Origin of the sequence: Flavobacterium johnsoniae UW101 (assembly GCF_000016645.1) — a bacterium.
Lineage (GTDB): Bacteria > Bacteroidota > Bacteroidia > Flavobacteriales > Flavobacteriaceae > Flavobacterium > Flavobacterium johnsoniae.
Genome location: NC_009441.1, coordinates 2,384,311 through 2,406,802 on the forward strand (window position 1 = coordinate 2,384,311; position 22,492 = coordinate 2,406,802).

Below are 22,492 nucleotides of genomic sequence, written 5' to 3' on the forward strand. Positions count from 1 at the left end.
AGCGAAATAATTTAGCAGGTAAACTTATATACGAGGAAAAACGGTGTTAGGATACTTTAATCACCAGCTTTACGACAAAAATATCTTTTTTATTTTTAAATGAAAGCTTATAGTCACTTTTATTATAACCTAATTCCAGTCTTTTTTTAACATTTTTAATCCCTATGCCACTTGACTTGTTAAAATTATCATGATGCTGCGTAATTTCTGGCGTTGGATTTGAAATTGTAAAGTACAGAAAATCATCTTTTACCTTAAATTTAATGTCGATTTTTACTTTTCCGGTGTTTTTATTTACGCCGTGTTTAAAAGCATTTTCAATAAAAGTCAGTAAAATCACCGGAGAAATCTCTTTATCATGAATATCTCCCGAAACTTCCATGTTTACTTCCAGACGTTCGTCATTTCTAATTCGCTCCAGATCAAGGTAATTTTGAATACACAAAATTTCGTTTTCTAAACTCTGTTTTTTTCCGCTTGTATCATAAAGCATGTAACGCATCAGCTCAGAAAGTTTTAAAACAATCTTGGGCGTTTTATTCGATTTTTCGACAGATAAAGAATAAATGTTATTTAATGTGTTGAAGAAAAAGTGCGGCGAAATTTGAGATTTAAGGAAAAGCAGTTCAGTTTCTAATTGTGATTTCTCTAAATCAGTTACTCTTTTTTGTTCTTTCAAGAAGTCTAAAGTGATTTTGATTGCCGTAACAAAAGTCATTACATACAATTCACCCATCATCATATCAATCGTATAATTCAGTGTTAATTTGTCGATTGTTTGAGGGCCTTCGGGCCATACTTCATGTGTGATTAACAGATAAGTAAGGTTAAATTTTATCAATACCATAACAAAAATGGCAGATAAAACCGCAAGTACATACAAAACATACTTTTTTCGGTACACCAGATACGGCATAAAAATCAGGATATTCAAATAACAAAGTGTCATGTGAATAGGAAATCCAAGCAAGTTGGTTTTTATCGAATACCAGTAATCGTTAAAATAGCTTCCCCACCTAAAAGTATTAAATAAGAAATAAGTCAGCCAAAAAACTACATGATAATACAAAGGTACGCGGTATAATTTATTAGAATTGAAATTCATAATATGAGTATGTTTTGTGACTTTTTTTGATGTTTATCTAAGTTTATATGTTGTCCGTCTAAATAAGTTTTAATAAAAAGTCAGTTTATATAAATTTAAAGTTAAATTAAGGTTGTTTTATATGAAGAAAATTTTCGTGCCTGCTTTATTTGTAATTCTGGTTACAAGTTGTAAAATAAAGTCATACAAAAATAATAATCAAGAAAATATTTTTGTAAGCCATGTTGATCCTTTTATTGGGACAGGTGGACACGGCCATACGTATCCTGGAGCGACAGTTCCTTTTGGAATGTTACAAGTAAGTCCTGATAACGGAATATCAAGCTGGGATTGGTGTTCAGGCTATCATTACTCAGATTCTATTGTTTCTGGTTTCAGTCATTTGCACTTAAGCGGAACCGGAATTGGCGATTTGGCAGACATTTTATTTATGCCGACAAACAAAAAAGTCGATTTAACAGCTAAAACAACATCACGCGATCAATTACCATATAAATCATTATACAGTCATGCTAACGAAAAAGCAGCACCAGGTTCTTACCAGGTTTTTCTTGAGGATCCTAAGATCAATGTAGAATTAACTTCTTCACAAAGAACAGCTTATCACAAATATACATTTGCTAAAAATGACAAACAATCTGTTGTAGTCGATTTAGGATTTGCTATTAATTGGGATAAAGCTTTAAAGACAGAAATTAAAATTGAAGACGAATATACTATAAGTGGTTATCGTTATAGTATGGGCTGGGCAAAAAATCAGAAAGTATTTTTTGTGGCTAAGTTTTCTAAACCTATTTCTGAGTCAGTTTTAATTGCTGATAAACAAATTGTTAATGGTGAAAAAGCTGACGGAGAAAATACTTCGGCACAATTATTTTTTGATCCGAAAAACTCCGATCAGCTTTTTGTAAAAGTGGCACTTTCATCTGTAAGTACGGCGAATGCAAAAGAAAATTTAGACGGAGAAAAAGCCAATTTCGACAATACAAAATCAGAAGCTTCTTCTGTTTGGAATAAAGCATTAAGTAAAATTAAAGTTGAAACACCAGTAGATTCGTTAAAAACGATTTTCTATACTGCGATGTATCACGCACAAGTTGCCCCTGTAACCTATAGTGATAAAAACGGTCAATTTAGGAGAGAGGATGATCAAATTGTTACAGCAAAAGATTATACCGCTTATTCGACCTTATCACTATGGGATACTTTTAGAGCCGAAAATCCATTATTGACTCTGCTGGCGCCAGATAAAGCTTCAGATATTGTAAACTCAATGTTAGCGTATTACGATACCAAAAAAATATTACCGGTTTGGACACTATACGCCAATGAAACGAATACAATGACAGGTTACCATTCCATTCCGGTAATTGTTGATGCCTATTTAAAAGGAATAAAAGGTTTTGATGCCGAAAAAGCTTTCGAAGCTATGAAAACTACGATGATGCAGGACGAACGTGGTTTAAATTTCTACAAAAAATACGGTTATATACCTTATAATTTATTAGACGAATCAGTTACAATTACTCTGGAATATGCTTATGACGATTGGTGCGTGGCCCAAATGGCAAAAGCTTTAGGAAAAAATGCCGATTACGAATTTTTCTTAAAACGTTCTCAGGCATACCAATATTTATTTGATCCGAAAACAGGATTCATGAGAGGAAAATCTGAAGACGGGAAATCATGGAATGAGCCTTTCGATCCAAAACATTCGAATCACAGAGAACATACAGATTATACCGAAGGAAATGCATGGCAGCACAGCTGGTTTGTACCTCATAATGTAGAAGATTTTATTAAACTTCACGGAAGCACTGAAGTATTTACGAAACGCTTAGAGCAGTTATTTACAGAGAGTTCAGAAATTACGGGAAACAATGTTTCGGCAGATATTTCAGGATTAATTGGGCAGTATGCACACGGAAACGAGCCAAGCCACCATATTGCGTATATGTTCAATCATGCAGGCCAGCCTTGGAGAACACAATATTGGGTTCGTCATATTTTTGATACGCAATATAATACAACACCAAACGGATTAAGCGGTAATGAAGACTGCGGACAAATGTCTGCATGGTATGTTTTTAGTTCAATGGGATTATATCCTATGAATCCGGCTTCTGGCGAATACGAAATTGGAAGTCCGATTTTTGAAAAAGCAACTATCAATCTTGAAAAAGGGAAAACGTTTGTAATTGAAGCTGAGAATGTTTCAGACAAAAACTTTTATATCCAGTCGGCGACTTTAAACGGAGTCGAATTCAATCAAACAGCAATTACACATCAACAGATTTTAAAAGGCGGGGTTTTACATTTTGTAATGGGATCGCAGCCAAATAAAAGCTGGGGAACAAAAAAATAAACAAAACAAAAAACAAAACTAACCTACTAACAAAAAAAATTAAATGGATATTATTGACGTATCGATAATCGTAGCTTACATTCTGCTCTCGGTGAGTATCGGAATTTGGATTTCAAGAAAAGCAAAACAAGGATTAGATGATTATTTTCTTGGAGGAAAAACAATCAAATGGTATTTTTTAGGTCTAAGTAACGGATCTGGAATGTTTGATGTTTCCGGAACTTCCTGGATGATTGGCGTACTTTTTCTGTATGGTGTAAAAAGCTTTATGTTCATGTGGTTGTGGCCAATCTGGAACCAGATTTTTGTAATGATGTTCCTTGCGGTCTGGATTAGAAGATCAAAAGTAATGACAGGTTCTGAGTGGATTTTAACCCGTTTTGGAAGTGACAGAGCCGGAAAAGCATCGCATATTATTGTGGCTATTTTTGCTATTATTTCTACAATTGGTTTTATCGCTTATTTCTTTGAAGGAATTGGAAAATTTGTAACCATTATTCTTCCGTGGGATTTAACGCTTCATTACGGAGATATGATTTTATTGACTTCTGAACGTTCTTATGCGTTGTTAATCATCTTTTTAACTACAATTTATACTGTAAAAGGCGGGATGTTCTCGGTAGTAGCGACAGAAGTGGTGCAATATTTAATTATGATTGTAGCCGGAGTTTTAATTGCCGGATATGCATTTATTAATTATACTGATATTCAGATTAATTCGATTATTACGCCAGAATGGAAAAATGTTTTCTTTGGCTGGCAGTTTGAAACCCAATGGAGTGATAAATTCCTAACCTTCAATAATTTAATTGATTCTGAAGGTTATAAAATGTTTGGCGCTTTCATCGGGATGACATTGTTTAAAGGGTTTTTTGCGAGTGTTGCCGGGCCAACGCCAAGTTATGATTTACAAAGAGTTCTTTCTACAAAATCGGTTAAAGAAGCTGCTTATATGAGTGGTTTCACAAACTTAATTTTATTCATTCCTAGATATTTATTAATTACAGGAATCGTAGTAATTGCGCTGGTAAACTTAGCTCCAGAATTAAATGCAAATACTGGTTTAACCGGAGCCGATCTGGAATTATTAATGCCAAAAGTGGTCAATTTATATATCCCGGTTGGAATTAAAGGAATTCTTTTAGCAGGTTTATTAGCCGCTTTTATGTCTGGATTCTCAGCTTTCGTAAATGCTGGACCAGCTTATATCGTAAACGATATTTATAAAAAATACTTTAAACCAGTTGCATCTAATGCACATTATATTAAAGTAAGTCAGATTTCTTCTTTCCTTGTAGTTGGTTTAGGTGTTTTTATGGGATTCTTTGCAGACTCAATCAACTCTTTAACCCTTTGGATTACAAGTGCTTTGTACGGAGGTTATGTAGCAGCCAATTTCCTAAAATGGATTTGGTGGCGTTTTAATGGCTGGGGGTATTTCTGGGGAATGTTCGCCGGATTAATTGTCGCTTCATTACAATTTGCTTTGGGTCAGGCCAAAGGAAGTTTAACCGAAGGTTCATTCTTATATGATTTAGCACAAGTACAGGCAATTTATTTGTTTCCGTTAATATTTGGTTTCTCAATTTTAGGATGTCTGTTAGGAACGTTCTTAAGTAAACCAACGGATATGGAAGTTTTAAAATCATTCTATTCAAATGTTAGACCTTGGGGATTCTGGGCCCCGGTTTATAAACAATTAAAAGTTGAAGACTATACTTTCGAGAAAAATAATGATTTCTGGAGAGATATGATGAACTGCGCAATTGGAATTATCTGGCAGTCAAGTATGATTCTGCTTCCAATATTCTTCATCATCAGAGATTATCCAAAAGCAATTACGGCTTTGATTGTGTTTTTAGTAACGACTACGATATTGAAGTTTACGTGGTTAGATAAGGTTAGAAAAATTGAAGATTAGATAAGACATACAGTTTGTCATTTCGAGGAACGAGAAATCGCACACGAAACTCGACAAAGATTGACGATTTAGATTGCGGAATTTCTAGTGCGATTTCTCGTTCCTCGAAATGACAAGATTGAGAAAAAAATTAAACACATAGAAACATAGGTTTAAATGTGTATAAAAAAGAATACAAAAAGAAACTAGTTTTCTAACACATAGCTATGATTTTTAATGCAAGTGAAACGCCTTTAAGCGATTTTCAAAACTATGTTTCTATGTGTTTAGTAAATGACAAAAGTGAGAGAATAAAACAAACAATAAAAAAACAAAAAAAATGAGTAGTATTCCTTGGCAAGACAGACCCGAAAACAGTAAAGATGTGATGTGGAGATATTCTGAAAATCCAATTATCGACAGATATGCAATACCGTCATCAAACAGTATTTTTAATAGTGCTGTAGTTCCTTTTGGAGATGGTTATGCGGGAGTTTTCAGATGTGATAACAAAGCGGTTCAAATGAATATTTTTGCCGGTTTTAGTAAAAACGGAATCGATTGGAACATTAACCACGAACCAATCGTAATGCAGTCTGGTAATACAGACATGATCGAATCTGCTTACAAATACGATCCACGTGTGGTTTTCATCGAAGACCGTTACTGGATTACATGGTGTAATGGTTACAACGGACCAACTATTGGTATTGGATATACTTTTGACTTTAAAGAGTTTTTTCAATGCGAAAATGCCTTTTTACCATTCAACAGAAACGGAGTTTTATTCCCTCAAAAAATAAACGGAAAATACGCAATGTTAAGCCGTCCAAGTGATAACGGACATACTCCTTTTGGAGATATCTGGATTAGCTACAGCCCGGACATGAAATATTGGGGAGAACACCGTTTGGTAATGAAACCAAGTCCATTTGAGCAAAGTGCCTGGCAGTGTACAAAAGTAGGAGCAGGACCAATTCCTATTTTAACAAACGAAGGCTGGCTGATGATCTATCACGGAGTTATCAATACCTGCAACGGTTTCCGTTATGCAATGGGTTCTGCACTTCTGGATGTTGATTCACCAGACAAAGTAAAATACAGAACACAGCCTTATTTATTAGGACCAGCAGAAATTTATGAAATGGTAGGAGACGTGCCAAACGTAGTTTTTCCATGTGCCGCTTTACACGATACAGAGGAAGATAAACTGGCTGTTTATTACGGTGCAGCCGATACTGCTGTAGCCATTGCATTTGGTAAATTAAGTGAAGTAATTCAGTTTACAAAAGATAACAGTTTATAGAAAAAGCATGCGTTTAAAATTCCAATGGTTAACAGTTGTTTTAGTTTCTCTTTCGGCGGCAGGTTTTGCGCAGTCAAAGAAAAATACGATTATTCCTAAAACATACGTCGCGGCAAAAACAACATCTCCAATAACAATAGACGGAGACGAATCTGACGCTTCATGGAGCAGAGCAGAATGGACAGATCTTTTTGAAGATATAGAAAATGACGTTAAGCCTAAATATGCAACAAAAGTTAAAATGCTGTGGGACGAAACCAATTTTTATATATTAGCAAAGATTGACGAACCGCACGTTTGGGCCAATTTAAAGCAGCGAGATACCATTATTTTTTACAACAATGACTTTGAAGTTTTTATAGATCCCGACAGCGATACTTTTAACTATTACGAATTAGAAATAAACGCCTTGAACACTGCTTGGGATCTATTTTTATCAAAACCTTACAGAGAAAATGATCTCGTGGTTTTAAACGACTGGAATCTTACAGGTTTAAAATCAGCAGTAAAAATTCATGGAACACTTAATAACCCCAATGATGTAGATCAGGGATGGGTTTTAGAAATGGCGATTCCGTGGGCAGCTTACAAAACCTCTTATTTCGATCAAAACGTACCTGCAGATAAATTCTGGAGAGTCAATTTTTCCAGAGTCAACTGGCAGCATTCAATTATTGACGGTAAATACGAACGCAAAAAAGACGCTGACGGAAAATTTCTGCCAGAGTACAACTGGGTTTGGTCGCCAATGGGCGTAATCAATATGCATGAACCCGAAAAATGGGGTTATGTTTATTTTTCATCCAAAGAAGGAAAAGATACCTTTACCATTCCGCAGGATGAAAAAGTAAAATGGGAACTTTACAATTTATACAGAGCCCAAAAAGAATATTTCCAAAAGAATAAAATCTGGGCAAAATCAATAGCGAATCTAACAAAAGAAGTGATAAGCATTGAAAATAAAATTTTAAAACCTATTTTAGAAAACCATTCCAGCGGTTATAATATTTCAGTAAAAAGTCCATTTTCTAATGAAACATTTATTATAAGGCAGGACGGGAAAATAATAACAAAATAAACCACACTATGAAACTACCAAAAACATTACTTCTTTTATTGGCAATTACCATTTTTTCCTGCGCCAAAAAAGAAGAACCAGCTGCAGCATTTAAATTTGGAGTCTGGACAACCGCAGATGCTAAAAAATCAGATGCAGATTACACCAAAGAATTCAAAAAATACAAAGACGGCGGTATCGACGAAGTATTAATCAATACAACAACAGACCCGCAGCTTTTAAAAAGATTAGTGCCTCTTGCCACTAAAGAAGGCTTAAAAGTTCACGCCTGGATTATGGCGATGAACAGACCCGGAGATTCAGTTGCGTTACAGCATCCGGAATGGTATCAGGTAAGCAAAGAAGGAAAATCATGCTTTGACAATCGTCCTTATGTCGATTACTACCAATGGTTATGCCCAACCAGAAAAGAATCAAGAGAACACGTTTTACATTTAGTTGAAGAACTGGCAAAAGTAGAAGGAATCGAAAGCGTTCACTTAGATTATATTCGTTTCCCGGACATCTTTTTACCAATCAGCTTACTGCCAAAATACAACTTGGTTCAGGATGTAGAATTACCACAATTTGATTTTTGTTATTGTGATGAATGTGTAAAAGCATTCGAAAAAATCCACCATAAAAACCCAAAAGAAAGCCACAACACTTCTATCGATATGGAGTGGAAAAATTTCCGTTTAAATGCCATAAGAGGGGTTGTTGACGATGCTTATAAAATTGCACACAAACACAATAAACAATTAACAGCTGCTGTATTTCCTTACCCTGAAATGGCAGATCACATGGTGCGCCAGCGTTGGGACAAATGGAATATCGACGAAGTATATCCAATGATTTACCACAGCTTTTACAATGAAGAAATTGACTGGGTTGGTTATGCTACAAAACAAGGTGTCGAAGATCTAGAAGATAAGAAAACGAAAATCAATACAGGAATTTATATTCCAGGCTTGAAAAACGATGCAGAATTGAAACAAGCTATTTTAGAAGCAAAAGAGAATGGAGCAGTAGGAGTTTCATTTTTTGACGGAAATGCATTGTCTGAAAGCAACTTAAAGACAATCAAAGAAACAAAAGCGAGTTTAAAATAATATTTTTAAACACATAGTAAGATAGGTTTTTAAGTGTGTATAAAAAGAATACAAAAGAAACAAGTTTCTAACACATAGCTATGTTTGCTAATGCAAGTGAAACGCCTTTATTTAGTTTCCAAAACTATGTTTCTATGTGTTTAAATGAATTAAGATAAAAGTAAGCAGCATGTCAAATAGAAGAGATTTTATCAAAAAAGCAGCTTTAGGCGCAGCAGCCGTAAGTTCAGTAGGATTTAGCGGATTTGCAAAAGAGAAAGAAGATGAAAAAGAAGGCGCATTAGAATTTCCTTCAAAAAAAGTAAAAAAACCGGTTGTTATTTCGACATGGAACCACGGTTTACCCGCGAATAAAGAGACCTGGAAAGAATTAAAAGCCGGAAAATCTGCCTTAGACGCGATTGAAGCCGGTATGAAAATTCCTGAAGCAGATCCGAATGTCCGCAGTGTTGGTTATGGAGGATATCCGGATCGCGAAGGAAAAGTAACTCTTGATGCCTGTATTATGGACCACAACAGCAATTGCGGTTCGGTTTGTTTTTTACAAGGTATTATGCATCCTATTTCTGTAGCCAAAAGGGTATTACAAAATACGCCACACGTAATGCTTGCCGGACAAGGCGCATTGCAGTTTGCTTTATCAGAAGGTTTTAAAGAAGAAAATTTACTAACTCCGGAATCTGAAAAAGACTGGAAAAAATGGCTGGAAGATTCTAAATACAAACCAGTTATTAATATAGAAAATCACGACACCATAAGTATGCTAATGTTGGATCAAGACGGAAATCTTTCGGGAGGGTGTACCACCAGTGGTGCTGCCTGGAAGATGCACGGCCGCGTCGGTGACTCCCCAATAATCGGCGCGGGTCTTTTTCTGGATAACGAAGTAGGTGCTGCGGCCGCTACAGGTTTAGGCGAAGCAGTAATTAGAACAGCAGGAAGTGCCATGGTTGTAGAATTAATGCGTCAGGGAAAATCGCCTTATGATGCCTGCAAAGAAATCACAGAGCGTATTTACAACAAACACAAAAACCACAAAGACATGGAGTATCTGCAAGTTGGATTTATTGCCTTAAATAAAAACGGCGAATATGCAGGTTACAGTTTGAGATCTGGTTTTAATTATGCCGTTTCTGATGATGAAAAAGGACACAGAATGGAAGACGCTAAATTTAAAATGTCGTGGGATAAATAAACCTTTTTGTCATTTCAACGAAGGAGAAATCACACGTAACTCGACAAAGATTGGCGATTAAAATTTGAAGCACATAGAAATAGATTTTTCTCTCACAATCTATCCCAATCCCGAAATTTCGGGACAGGGCTATGTGTTAAAACAAAAACAAAAATGAAAAAAACAGTATCCATATTAACCTTATTACTTACTACAGCATTATCTGTTAACGCACAGGAAAAAGTTCCGTTTTGGCAGAATGAGAAAATCAATGAAGATAATAGAGAGCCCATGCACGCCGCCTATTATGTTTTTGAAAATGAAACATTAGCTGCTAAAAACGAATGGAGACAATCTAAAAATTACTTAGACATTAACGGAGCCTGGAAATTTAAATATGTTGAAAATCCGGCTGCGCTTCCAAAAGATTTTGAGAAAACCAATTTTGACGATAAAAGCTGGGATAATTTTAAAATTCCGGCAAGCTGGGATGTAAACGGATATGGATATCCGGTTTATGTAAATACAACTTACGATTTTGATTATTTAATGGCGCCAAATCCGCCGTTTGTGCCAACAAAATATAATCCTACAGGAGTTTACAGACGAGAAATCAACATTGACAAATCGTGGGAAGGAAAAGATATTTTTCTTCATATTGGTACAGCTAAATCAAATTTAACGGTATGGGTAAATGGTATTTATGTAGGTTATGGAGAAGATGGAAAATTACCATCTGAATTCAAATTAAACAAATATGTAAAAACCGGAAAAAATACAATTGCACTTCAGGTAATGAAATGGAATGACGGTTCGTATTTAGAATGTCAGGACATGTGGAGAATGAGCGGTATTACCCGTGATTCTTATTTAGTTGCCAGAAACAAAGCGCATTTAAATGACTTTGAAATTATTCCGGATTTAGATGAAAATTACGTAAACGGAAGTTTGAAAATCTCAACTCAATTTTCAAATTTAAATACAAAAGACAGTTACACTTTAGACGTTCAATTAAAAGACGGAGACAAAGTTATTACTTCAAAAGTTATTACAGCTTCAAACGAAAAACAAACGTTTGATTTTAAAGTAGAAAATCCAAAGAAATGGAGTGCAGAGATTCCGAATTTATATCAGGTACGTTTTATTCTAAAAGATAAAAAAGGGAATATAATTGAAGTTATCAATCACAACGTTGGATTTAGAAAAGTAGAAATTAAAGGCGGACAGCTTTTAGTAAACGGAAAAGCGATTTACATAAAAGGAGTAAACCGTCATGAAGTAGATCCAATTACAGGACAGACAATTTCAAGAGAAAGAATGGAACAGGATATTAAATTGATGAAAGAATTTAATATCAATGCCGTGAGAATGTCGCATTATCCAAATGACGAATATTTCTACGAATTATGCGATAAATACGGAATTTATGTGGTTGATGAAGCCAATATAGAATCGCACGGAATGGGTTATGATATTACCAAAACGCTTGGTAATAGACCAGACTGGGAACTGGCGCACATTGAGCGTATGCAGCGTATGATCGAAAGAGATAAAAACCACACATCAATCATTATCTGGAGTATGGGTAACGAAGCCGGAAACGGTTACAACTTTTACAGAGGATATTTGTGGATTAAAAACCGTGATAAATCAAGACCAATTCAGTACGAAAGAGCAACTGCGGGCGCTTGGGACGGAAAAGATTTAAAATTCGAATGGGATTCTGATATTATCGACCCAATGTACAGTTCTCCAAACAAAATGGAAGAATATATTCTGGCAAATCCAAACCCGTCAAGACCTTACATTCAGTGCGAATATGCGCATGCAATGGGAAATTCAATGGGGAATTTTAAAGATTACTGGGATGTAATTCGTAAATATCCAAACTTTCAGGGTGGTTTCATTTGGGACATGATCGATCAGTCAGTTTATAAAAAACTGGATAACGGAACTACAATTTTAGCTTACGGAGGAGATTTTGGACCTAAAGACGTAAAAAGCGATAACAACTTTGTAAACAACGGAGTTTTTACAGTAGACAGAAAACCAAATCCTCATGCTTTTGAAGTAAAAAATGTGCATCAAAATATTCACACTTCTTGGGAAAATCAGGAAACTGCGACTATAAAAGTATACAATGAATTTTCATTTAAAGACTTGAGCAATGTTACTTTACATTGGGAATTGTTTTTAGACGGAGTTAAAGATGCAACAGGAATTATCGATTATCTAGCGATTGATCCAACGCAGTCAAAAACCTATACACTGCCAATTAAATTAGGTGATAAAAAGTTTCAGGAAGCTTTTATCAACATTAGTTATCAGTTAAAACAAGAAGAACCATTTTTACCAAAAGGATTCGAAATTGCAACAGAACAACTGGCTTACAAAGGAACGTGGAAAAATGATATTAGTGTAAAAGGAGATGGAAAAATTACAGTTGAGAAAAAAGTAAATGCAACCGTTTTTAAAAGCGATAAAACTGAAATTACTTTCGACAAGAAAACCGGATTTATCAGCGGTTATTCATTCAATAATCAGCCGATAATAAAAGAAGGATACCAATTACGCCCGAATTTCTGGAGAGCACCAAATGATAATGATTTTGGCGCTAATTTTCAGGTAAATTTAAAAGCATGGAAAGATGCAACAGAAAATCCAACATTGGTAAACTGGACATTTACGCCATCAAAAGACAATAAAGTTGTAGTAAAAGCAACTTACAGCTTACCGCAGGTTTCTTCGACTTTAGAATTGAATTATGAATTTAACGGAAACGGAGAATTAGCGGTAAAAGAAGTTTTAAATATTGATAAAAACAAAGAACAGCCTATCTTGCCAAGATTTGGAATGGAAGTAATTGTTCCTAGAGATTTTAGCAATATGACCTATTACGGAAGAGGCCCTCACGAAAATTACATTGACAGAAATTACAGTTCAAAAGTGGGATTGTATACACAAACAGTTTCAGAGCAGTATTATCCATACATCCGTCCGCAGGAAACCGGAAATAAAACCGATGTGCGTTTCTTAGAATTATCAGGCGATAAATTAAAATTAACCGTAACATCTGACGAATTATTGGCCGTAACTGCTTTACATTTCTTAAACGAAGATTTAGACGACGGACTGCAGAAAGACCAAAGACACGCTGCCGAATTGAAAGAAAGAGATTTAACAAGTTTAAAAATCGATTCGAAACAAATGGGAGTAGGAGGAATAGACAGCTGGCAGGCATGGCCAATGGAAAAATATCTTTTGAGAGGAAAAAATTATCAGTATCAATTTAAAATAACACCATCATTAAAATAATTTAGAATATGAGAATTATAAAATCTTATTTGATAATCGGTTTTCTTGCTCTTGTAACTTCTTCGTATGCACAGAAAGTTTTCACAGAGAAAGACATTCGTATCATTCCAAAACCAACTCAGACTCTAATAAAAACCGGTGTTTTTGAATTTAATAAAGATACAAAGTTTGTTACCGGAAATGATTTCCAAAAAGACGCTGCGAATGCTTTGGCTTCTAAATTAGCCATTGCAGCAGGATGGAAACCAGAAACAACAACAAAAGCTCCGGCAAGTAATTTTGTTCAGTTTAAAACAGATCCAAACTTAAAAAATGAAGCTTATATTTTAGACGTAAATCCAAATAGTATTGTTATTTCGGCTAAAGGAAATACAGGTTTTTTATACGGTCTGGAAAGCATCAGACAATTACTTCCTGAAGCAATCGAAAGCCAATATGCCGTAACATCTGCAAAATGGCAGATTCCAAGTTTAACGATAAATGATGAACCTCGATTTAAATGGAGAGGTTTAATGCTGGATTTATCACGTCATTTCTTCGATAAAAATTATATTCTGACTACAATTGATCGTTTGGCAATGCACAAAATGAATGTTTTGCATTTGCATTTAGTAGACGATCAGGGCTGGAGAATCGAAATTAAAAAATATCCAAAACTAACAGAAGTCGGAGCCTGGAGAGTTGATCAGGAAAACTTGTCTTGGAACGCCAGACTTGCTGTAAGTGCAGATCAAAAAGGAACTTACGGGGGATTTTTTACGCAGGACGAATTAAGAGAAATTGTAAAATATGCTGCAACAAAAGGCATCGAAGTAATTCCTGAAATCGAAATGCCTGCTCACGTAAGCAGTGCCATTGCATCATATCCTGAACTGGCTTGTTTTGATCAGAAAATTGGAGTTCCTTCTGGCGGAGTTTGGCCTTTAACAGATATTTATTGTGCAGGAAAAGAAACTACGTTTGAGTTTTTACAAAATGTAATCGATGAAGTAATTACCATTTTCCCTTCAAAATATATTCATATTGGAGGAGATGAAGCGACTAAAACCAATTGGGCAAAATGTCCGCACTGCCAAAAAAGAATTAAAGATGAACACTTAAAAAGTGTAGACGAATTACAAAGTTATTTTGTAAAACGTATGGAAAAATACATCAATTCTAAAGGCAAAAAAGTAATTGGCTGGGATGAAATTTTAGAAGGAGGTCTGGCTCCGGATGCAACAGTAATGAGCTGGAGAGGAACAAAAGGCGGAATTGAAGCGGCAGATCAGGGACACGATGTTATTATGACTCCTGAAACACCTTGTTATTTCAACTTTTATCAAGGTCCGCAAAACGAAGAACCTTTAGCTTTTGATGCTTATAACCCGTTAAATGAAGTTTACAAATTTGATCCTGTAGTGCCGACTATGACTCCTCAGGAAGCTGGACACGTTTTAGGCGGACAGGCAAATTTATGGGCAGAACATATTTCTGGGCCAAAAGATTCTGAGTATATGATTTTTCCAAGATTAGCCGCGTTATCAGAAACATTATGGAGTCCGAAAGAAAAGCGTAATTGGAATGATTTTACAACAAGATTATTCTCAATGTTCAAGCGTTATGATTATCAAGGATTAAATTATGCAAAAAGCGCTTATTTGGTAACCGCTTCTTCTACTGCAGATTTAGCTAACAAACAAGTGAAAGTGGAATTAAAGAATGAATTTCCAAATCCGGATATCCGTTATGTTTTAGGAGATAAAAATATAGATCATCACGCTGTAAAATATACAAGTCCAATTGAGTTTAAAGAAACAACTGTTTTAAAAGCTTCTTTGTTTCAGGATGAAAAACCAGTTGGAAAAACATTCACAGACACGATTATTTTCCATAAAGCTGTTGCACACAAAGTTAAGTACTTAACGCCTTTTAATCAAAGTTACAAAGGAGATGCCAATACGATGGTTAATACAATTAGAGGAAGTAAAAATTTCCATGACGGACAATGGCAGGCTTGGCTTGTAAACGATATGGAGCTGGTAATTGATTTCGAAAAACAGGAAAGTATCGAGCAGGTAATCGTAGGAACTTTAGAAAGTCAGGGCGCTGGAGTTAATTTTCCAATCGAAGTAAAAGTACTGGTTTCTAATGACGGAATTAAATACAAGCAAGTTGGAAAAATAACACGTCCGTATGCAGTAAATGCTGTTCCTGAACTGAAAGATTTTAAAATCAATTTTCAGAAACAAAACGCACGCTTTGTTAAAGTGATTGCAGGCAACTTAAAGAAAAGTCCTAAAGGAGAAAGCTCTTGGTTATTCGTAGATGAAATTCTAGTAAACTAATTTTCTAACATATAGAAACATAGATTTATTTCTTGAATGAATAAAAAAGGTATAAAAAAAAACTAGTTTCTAACACATATTTCTATGTGTGTTAATGCAAGTGAAATGCCTTTTTAAAACTATGAAAACTATGTCTCTATGTGTTAAATAAAAATTTAGAAATCTAAGAGATGAATTTTAACAAAATTGAGTAAGGCAAGGACGCTTTGTCTCAACATGTTAAATGTTGATTTTACAATTAAAAAAAACAAAAACAAAACCTAAAATAGAATAAAAATGAAAAGAGGGATATTTATAATCGCATTATTATTTTCCGTTCAAATGTTTTCGCAGGCCATTTATGAAGATGAGCGATATGTACCGGAAACAGATCCGGCAGTGTTGAAAAACTTAGACGAGTGGCAGGGCAAAAAATTTGGTCTGTTAATGCACTGGGGAACTTACAGCCAATGGGGAATTGTAGAATCTTGGTCTATCTGTCCAGAAGATTACGGATGGTGTGAACGTAAAAAAGGAAGCAATCCGTCTAATTATAATGATTATATTAAAGATTACGAAGGATTAAGAAAAACATTTAATCCTGTAAAATTTAATCCGGAAAAATGGGCAAAAGCAGCTAAATATGCCGGAATGAAATACATGGTTTTTACAACAAAACACCATGACGGATTTAATATGTATGATACTAAATATTCTGATTACAAAATCACGAGCAAAGATGTTCCTTTTCATACCAACCCAAAAGCAGATGTTTTAAAAGAAATTTTCAACTCGTTTAGAGGAGAAGGTATTTCAACAGGAGCTTATTTCTCTAAACCAGACTGGCATAATGAAAACTACTGGGATCCATACTTTCCTCCTTTCGACAGAAACGTAAACTACGATCCGTCATTATATCCAGAAAAATGGCAGAAATATGTTGATTTCACTCACAACCAAATCTTAGAGATCTTAACAAACTACGGTAAAGTTGATATTTTATGGTTAGATGGAGGATGGGTTAGAAAAAGAGACCAGGTTAACATCAAAGAAAACTACGACGAGAAATTTACTGAAAACGAATCTAAAAACGGTTTCATCAAACACAGAGTTGTAGATCAGGATCCTAAAATGGACGAATTAGTTGTAAAAGCGCGTCAAAAACAACCAGGTTTAATCGTGGTGGATAGAGCGGTTCACGGTAAAAACCAAAACTATTTAACTCCAGAAGGACGTGTTCCTGCAAAAACATTGCCTTATCCTTGGGAATCTTGTATTCCAGCCGGCGGTGGATGGTCATATTCTCCAGGAGCTGAATACATGACAGGAAGACAAGGTATTCACATGTTGGTTGATATTGTAGCAAAAGGCGGAAACTTGTTATTAAACATTGCGCCAAGTCCGGAAGGAGAATGGGATAAAGGAGCTTACGATTTATTACAGGCTTATGGTGACTGGATGAAAGTAAACAGCACAGCGATTTACAACACAAAACCAATCGAACCTTATAAAGAAGAAAATATTTGCTTTACACAAAATAAAACAGGAAATGTATTTGCATTTTATTTAGCTAAAGAAGGAGAAAATAAAATTCCTGCAGAAGTTACTGTAAAATCGATCAGCCCGAAAAAAGGAACAAAAATTACGATGTTAGGTTCTAAAACTTCTTTAAAATGGACAAAAGAAGGAAACGGATTTAAAGTAATTATTCCAGAAAGCTTAAGAAATAATCTTCCTGCAAAAGAAGCGTGGACTTTAAAAATAGAAGCGATCAACAGATAAAAATGAAACCTATGGTTTTAAATACAAACAAATTTAAAACAGCATGTATTTTATACATGCTGTTTTTTAGCATCATGATTTTTGCGCAGCAACCTGCCGATTTTGTTAATCCAATAATTGGAACTTCCAATTATGGTGCGGCTTTTCCAGGCCCAATCGCTCCGCGCGGTATGGCAAGTATCAGTCCTTTTAATGTGGCTGGAGTAAAAAATACTCCAATGGAAAAAGATAGTCAATGGCTTTCAAATCCGTATGTAAATGAAAATACCTTTTTGACAGGATTTAGTCAAGTGAATTTAAGCGGAGTTGGCTGTCCAGATTTGGGTGTTATTTTATTGATGCCGACAACTGGAAATGTAGAAATCGATCATTTAAAATACGGTTCTACTTATTCTAATGAAGTTGCAAAAGCTGCGTATTACAGCGTAAACATTGACAAATACAACGTTAAAGGTGAATTTACAGCTTCAAAACGAGTTGGGATTAGCAGATTCACTTTCCCGAAAGGGCAGTCTAATATTTTATTAAATCTTGGTTTAGGATTAACAAACGAAGAAGGAGCAATGGTAAAAGTCGTTTCTTCGACAGAAATTGAAGGAATGCGTTCAGTTGGTTCATTTTGTTACAATAGTCCAGAAGATGCTTACCCAGTTTATTTTGTGGCTCAATTTTCTAAACCTGCAGATAAATTTGGAGTTTGGAAAAAACCTGCAAAATACAACGGCGTTGAAGCGCAGTGGATGGGTTACAACGGAAAAACGAGAATAATGGAAAATACAATCAAAACCGTTGTGGGGGATAGTATTGGAAGTTATTTTACCTATAAATTCGATAAACAAGAAACGGTTGAAGTGAAGATTGGAATTTCGTACGTAAGTATCGAAAATGCCCGTGAAAACTTAGCAAAAGAAGTTGGTAACAGATCTTTTGATGCAATTTATAAAGAAACCTACAACGAATGGAATGAAGAATTGTCTAAAATTTTGGTTGAAGGTGGTTCAAAAGATGACAATACAATTTTCTACACAGCTTTGTATCACACTTTAATTCACCCAAATACTTTAAATGATATTAACGGACAATATCCCGTAATCAAAAGAAGTAGAATTGCTAAAACCGATGACACCCGTTATACCGTATTTTCTTTATGGGATACGTACCGAAATGTACATCCATTGATGTCTTTGGTTTATCCAAAACAGCAATCTGATATGGTAAAAAGTATGTTGACTATGTTTGATGAAAACGGCTGGTTACCCAAATGGGAATTGAACTCAACAGAAACTTTTACTATGGTGGGAGATCCTGCAAGTATTGTAATTACAGATACGTATTTAAAAGGAATTCATGATTTTGATGTTCAGAAAGCGTATTACGCGATGCTGAAAGGAGCAGATCAGGTTGAAAATAATCCGCTTCGTCCGGGATTGAAAGATTATATCAAAAAAGGATATTTGACAACCGATAATAAAGGCCCGGTTTCTACTACTCAGGAATACAATATTTCAGATTATTCTATTTCGCTTATGGCCAACGAATTCGGTGACAAAGACAATGTAAAACGTTTTAAAGAACGTTCATTATCCTACAGAAAATTATTCGATAAAAACTTAAATCTGCTTCGACCAAGAACTCCTGACGGAAAATGGTACGAGCCATTTGATCCTGCATCTGGAGCCAATTTTGAAGAAAATGTTGGTTTTATCGAAGGAAATGCCTGGCAGTATGCATTTATGGTTCCTCACGATATTAACGGATTAAAGAAATTAATGGGAGGTGATCAGGCTTTTTCGGCACAATTGCAGAAAATTTTCGACACCAAACAATTTGATATGGCAAACGAACCAGACATTGCCAATCCGTATTTATTCAATTATGTAAAAGGAGAAGAATACAAAGCACAGGAAAATGTAAAAAGATTGGTTCGCGAATATTTCAAAAATGAACCAAAAGGATTACCAGGAAATGACGATACAGGAACAATGTCGGCCTGGTTGGTGTATTCGATGATGGGAATTTATCCAATATCTCCGGGAGATCCAATTTATACCATTACAACCCCAATGTTTCATAGAGTGACGATCAAATTAGATCCAAGATATTATAAAAAAGAAAGCATCGTAATTGAAAGACAAGAAAATAATGGTGGGAAAATCAATTCGATTGAACTAAACGGAAAAACACATAACAGCTTTTTTATTTCGCACGATGATTTTGTGAATGGAACAAAGCTTAAAGTGATTCAAAATTAAAACAACACAATTATGTTACAACTAAAAATCAAAAAAACAGCCATTATTTTTGTAATGGCTGTAGGTTTTTTTAACCAAACCTATGCGCAGAAAAAATACCCGTATCAAGATCCAAAATTACCGGTAGAAGATAGGGTAAAAGACTTGTTAAGTCGTATGTCGCTTGAAGAAAAAGCACGCCAGATGGATATGTACAGAGGAGACTTTTTTAAAGACAAAGAAGATTTCGCTAAATCTAAATCGGCAGAAAAAATTGGAAAATTAGGAATTGGAGCCATCCATGATCTTTATCCGCGTTCGGCTAAAATGATTAATGATCTGCAAACAAACGTAATAAAAGGAAACCGCTGGGGAATTCCTGCACTGATTATGTGTGAAATGCTTCACGGTTATCTAGATGAAGGAAGTACGGCTTTCCCAATGAATATTGGACTTGGCGCAACCTGGGATGTTGCTGTGATGGACAAAGTGGGTAAAGTAATTGGTATGGAAGCCAGAGCGCATGGAGTTCATTTTGGTTTTGGACCAAACCTAGATTTAGGGCGCGAACCACGTTGGGGGAGAGTTGCTGAAACTTTTGGTGAAGATGCATACTTAAACAGCGAAATTGGTTTGGCTTTTATAAAAGGAATACAGGGAGACGATTTAAAATCAGATCGTTCGATTATTGCAGAACCAAAACACTTTGCGGTTCACGGTATTCCGCAGGCAGGAGGAAATTCTTCGCCAATTTTGGTTGGAGAACGTTCTGCAAGAGAAGACCATTTGCCATCTTTTGAAAAAGCATTTAGAAAAGGCGGTGCGTTAGGAACAATGTGTGCTTATTCTGAGTTAGACGGGATTCCTTGTGCAGCAAACAATTGGTTATTGACTGATGTTTTGAGAAACGAATGGGGTTTTAAAGGTCTTGTAGTTTCAGACTTAGGTGCTATTAAATACATTCAGACAACTCATAAAGTTGCTGATTCTCCAAAAGAGAGTATTAGAGAAGCAGTTTCAGCTGGTGTTGATATGCAGTTTTATGATTTTAGTAATGAATTTTGGCAGAATACAATCATTGAATTAGTAAATGAAAAGAAACTGACAATGGAAAACATCGACCGTGCTGCGGGAGGAGTTTTACGTTTGAAATTCTTATTAGGATTATTTGAAAATCCATACACAGAAAAAAATCTGATTAAAGATCGTTTTCATACTCCGGAAAATCAGCAGGTTGCTCTTGAAGCGGCGCAGAAATCAATGGTTTTATTGAAAAATGAGAACAACATTCTGCCTTTAAGCAAAAGTTTAAAAAATATTGCCGTTATCGGACCAAATGCAAATGCTTCAAGATTGGGAGGTTATGCTCCTAAAAACAGTGTTGGTATGACAGTTTATGAAGGTTTACAGCAATTAGTTGGAAAAACTGCCAATGTAGTTTATGAAGAAGGAGTTCCATTAATTGTAAAAGGACAGATTATTCCATCTAAATATTTATTTACTCCAGATGAATCTCAAAACGGATTAAAAGGAGAATATTTCAATAACAGAAATCTTGAAGGAACTCCCGCATTGACTCGTATCGACAGTCAGTTAGAGTTTGACTGGCCTTGGGCTCCCGGAGATGGCGTAAATGTGGATGATTTTTCTATCAGATGGACAGGATTCTTAAAATCAGATCAGGCTCTTGACGGCTGGTTAGGTTTAAGTTCTGATGACGGAATCAGAATGTATATCGACGATCAATTGGTTATTGACAACTGGACAAAAGGAGCGACAAGTATGGTTACGACTCCAAAAAACATCGAAAAAGGTAAAAAATACAAAGTCCGCATTGAAATGTGGGAAGGAGGCTGGGGAGCCAGAGCGCATTTCCGCTGGAATTTAGAAAAAGTAAACTTACAGCCGGCAATCGAAGCTGCTAAAAAAGCTGATGTTGCGATTGTGGTTTTAGGAGAATCTAACGAATTGGTAGAAGAAAACAGAGATGTTGCTTCTTTAGACTTATTTGGAATCCAGCAGCAATTAATTGAAGAAATTCAAAAAACAGGAACTCCAGTAGTTTGTGTATTATTAAATGGCCGTCCGCTTTCTACAAACTGGATTTCTGAAAATATTCCAGCGGTGTTGGAAGGATGGTTTCCTGGAGAATTAGGAGGTAGAGCAGTTGCTGATGTTTTATTTGGAGATTACAATCCGGGTGGAAGACTGCCAATTACAGTTCCAAAATCAGTTGGGCAGTTACCTATATATTATAACCAAAAACCATCTGCTATTCATAAATACGTTGCAGAGAGTGAACATCCTTTATATTCATTCGGTTACGGATTAAGTTATACGAAGTTTGAATATTCTAATTTAAAACTAAATACTGCTGAAATTAAACCAAACGGAGAAGTAAAAGTTTCTGTAGATGTTAAAAACGTTGGAGACAGAGACGGAGACGAGGTTGTTCAATTGTATATTAATGATGTATATAGTTCTGTAACAACACCCGAAAAGACATTAAAAGGTTTCAAAAGATTAAATATCAAAAAAGGAGAAATTAAAAATGTTGAATTTACACTTACTTCAGATGAGCTATCTCTTTGGAACAGAGAAATGAAGCGCGTTGTAGAGCCTGGAGATTTTGAAGTTATGGTGGGTGGAAACTCGACAGATTTGCTTAAAACGAAATTTACGGTTTTGAACTAAAAAGAGTTAAAAAGGATAATATGTTTAACGATTAAGATAATTAAAAAAGAATGCTGTTAAAAAAACGATAAATCACTTAGATTAATTCGATGTAAGGTCAGGAAATATAGAGGATTAGGACTACAATTTAAAACGTTTTCGTACC

12 protein-coding genes are annotated in these 22,492 nt (G+C 35.3%); 11 read left to right on the forward strand and 1 reads right to left on the reverse strand.

What is annotated here, in order from left to right; genetic code table 11:
- Positions 1-46: 46 nt before the first annotated feature.
- On the reverse strand, positions 47-1,105 hold the full coding sequence (locus FJOH_RS10580; protein ID WP_012024102.1) for a sensor histidine kinase: 1,059 nt from the start codon (positions 1,103-1,105) through the stop codon (positions 47-49).
- Positions 1,106-1,226: 121 nt separating this feature from the next.
- Between FJOH_RS10580 and FJOH_RS10585 the strand changes: the two genes are divergently transcribed.
- From FJOH_RS10585 to FJOH_RS10635, 11 genes are all read left to right on the forward strand, one after another.
- The gene (locus tag FJOH_RS10585) at positions 1,227-3,470 is read left to right on the forward strand and encodes a GH92 family glycosyl hydrolase (protein ID WP_012024103.1); all 2,244 of its coding nucleotides are present in this window, start codon (positions 1,227-1,229) and stop codon (positions 3,468-3,470) included.
- 43 nt (positions 3,471-3,513) lie between these two features.
- Positions 3,514-5,391, forward strand: coding sequence for a sodium:solute symporter family protein (locus tag FJOH_RS10590; protein WP_012024104.1), 1,878 nt, complete (start codon positions 3,514-3,516; stop codon positions 5,389-5,391).
- 319 nt (positions 5,392-5,710) lie between these two features.
- On the forward strand, positions 5,711-6,676 hold the full coding sequence (locus tag FJOH_RS10595; RefSeq protein WP_012024105.1) for a glycoside hydrolase family 130 protein: 966 nt from the start codon (positions 5,711-5,713) through the stop codon (positions 6,674-6,676).
- Positions 6,677-6,683: 7 nt separating this feature from the next.
- A complete protein-coding gene (locus FJOH_RS10600) occupies positions 6,684-7,754 on the forward strand; it encodes a carbohydrate-binding family 9-like protein (RefSeq protein WP_012024106.1) in 1,071 nt (356 codons plus the stop codon).
- A gap of 8 nt (positions 7,755-7,762) precedes the next feature.
- Positions 7,763-8,845 (forward strand): putative glycoside hydrolase, encoded by a 1,083-nt coding sequence (locus FJOH_RS10605; RefSeq protein WP_012024107.1) that lies wholly within the window; start codon positions 7,763-7,765, stop codon positions 8,843-8,845.
- A gap of 169 nt (positions 8,846-9,014) precedes the next feature.
- A complete protein-coding gene (locus tag FJOH_RS10610) occupies positions 9,015-10,040 on the forward strand; it encodes an isoaspartyl peptidase/L-asparaginase family protein (protein WP_012024108.1) in 1,026 nt (341 codons plus the stop codon).
- 153 nt (positions 10,041-10,193) lie between these two features.
- Entirely contained in the window at positions 10,194-13,334 is a 3,141-nt protein-coding gene (locus FJOH_RS10615; RefSeq protein ID WP_012024109.1) for a glycoside hydrolase family 2 TIM barrel-domain containing protein, read from the forward strand.
- An 8-nt stretch (positions 13,335-13,342) separates the two neighbouring features.
- Positions 13,343-15,661, forward strand: coding sequence for a glycoside hydrolase family 20 protein (locus FJOH_RS10620; protein WP_012024110.1), 2,319 nt, complete (start codon positions 13,343-13,345; stop codon positions 15,659-15,661).
- Between the two features lie 276 nt (positions 15,662-15,937).
- Positions 15,938-17,422 carry an alpha-L-fucosidase gene (locus FJOH_RS10625; protein WP_012024111.1) on the forward strand — a complete coding sequence of 495 codons (1,485 nt, stop codon included), beginning with the start codon at positions 15,938-15,940 and terminating at the stop codon, positions 17,420-17,422.
- Positions 17,423-17,433: 11 nt separating this feature from the next.
- Entirely contained in the window at positions 17,434-19,674 is a 2,241-nt protein-coding gene (locus tag FJOH_RS10630) for a GH92 family glycosyl hydrolase (RefSeq protein WP_044048283.1), read from the forward strand.
- Between the two features lie 12 nt (positions 19,675-19,686).
- Positions 19,687-22,347, forward strand: a complete 2,661-nt coding sequence (locus FJOH_RS10635; protein WP_012024113.1) for a glycoside hydrolase family 3 protein — start codon at positions 19,687-19,689, stop codon at positions 22,345-22,347.
- Positions 22,348-22,492 lie beyond the last annotated feature (145 nt).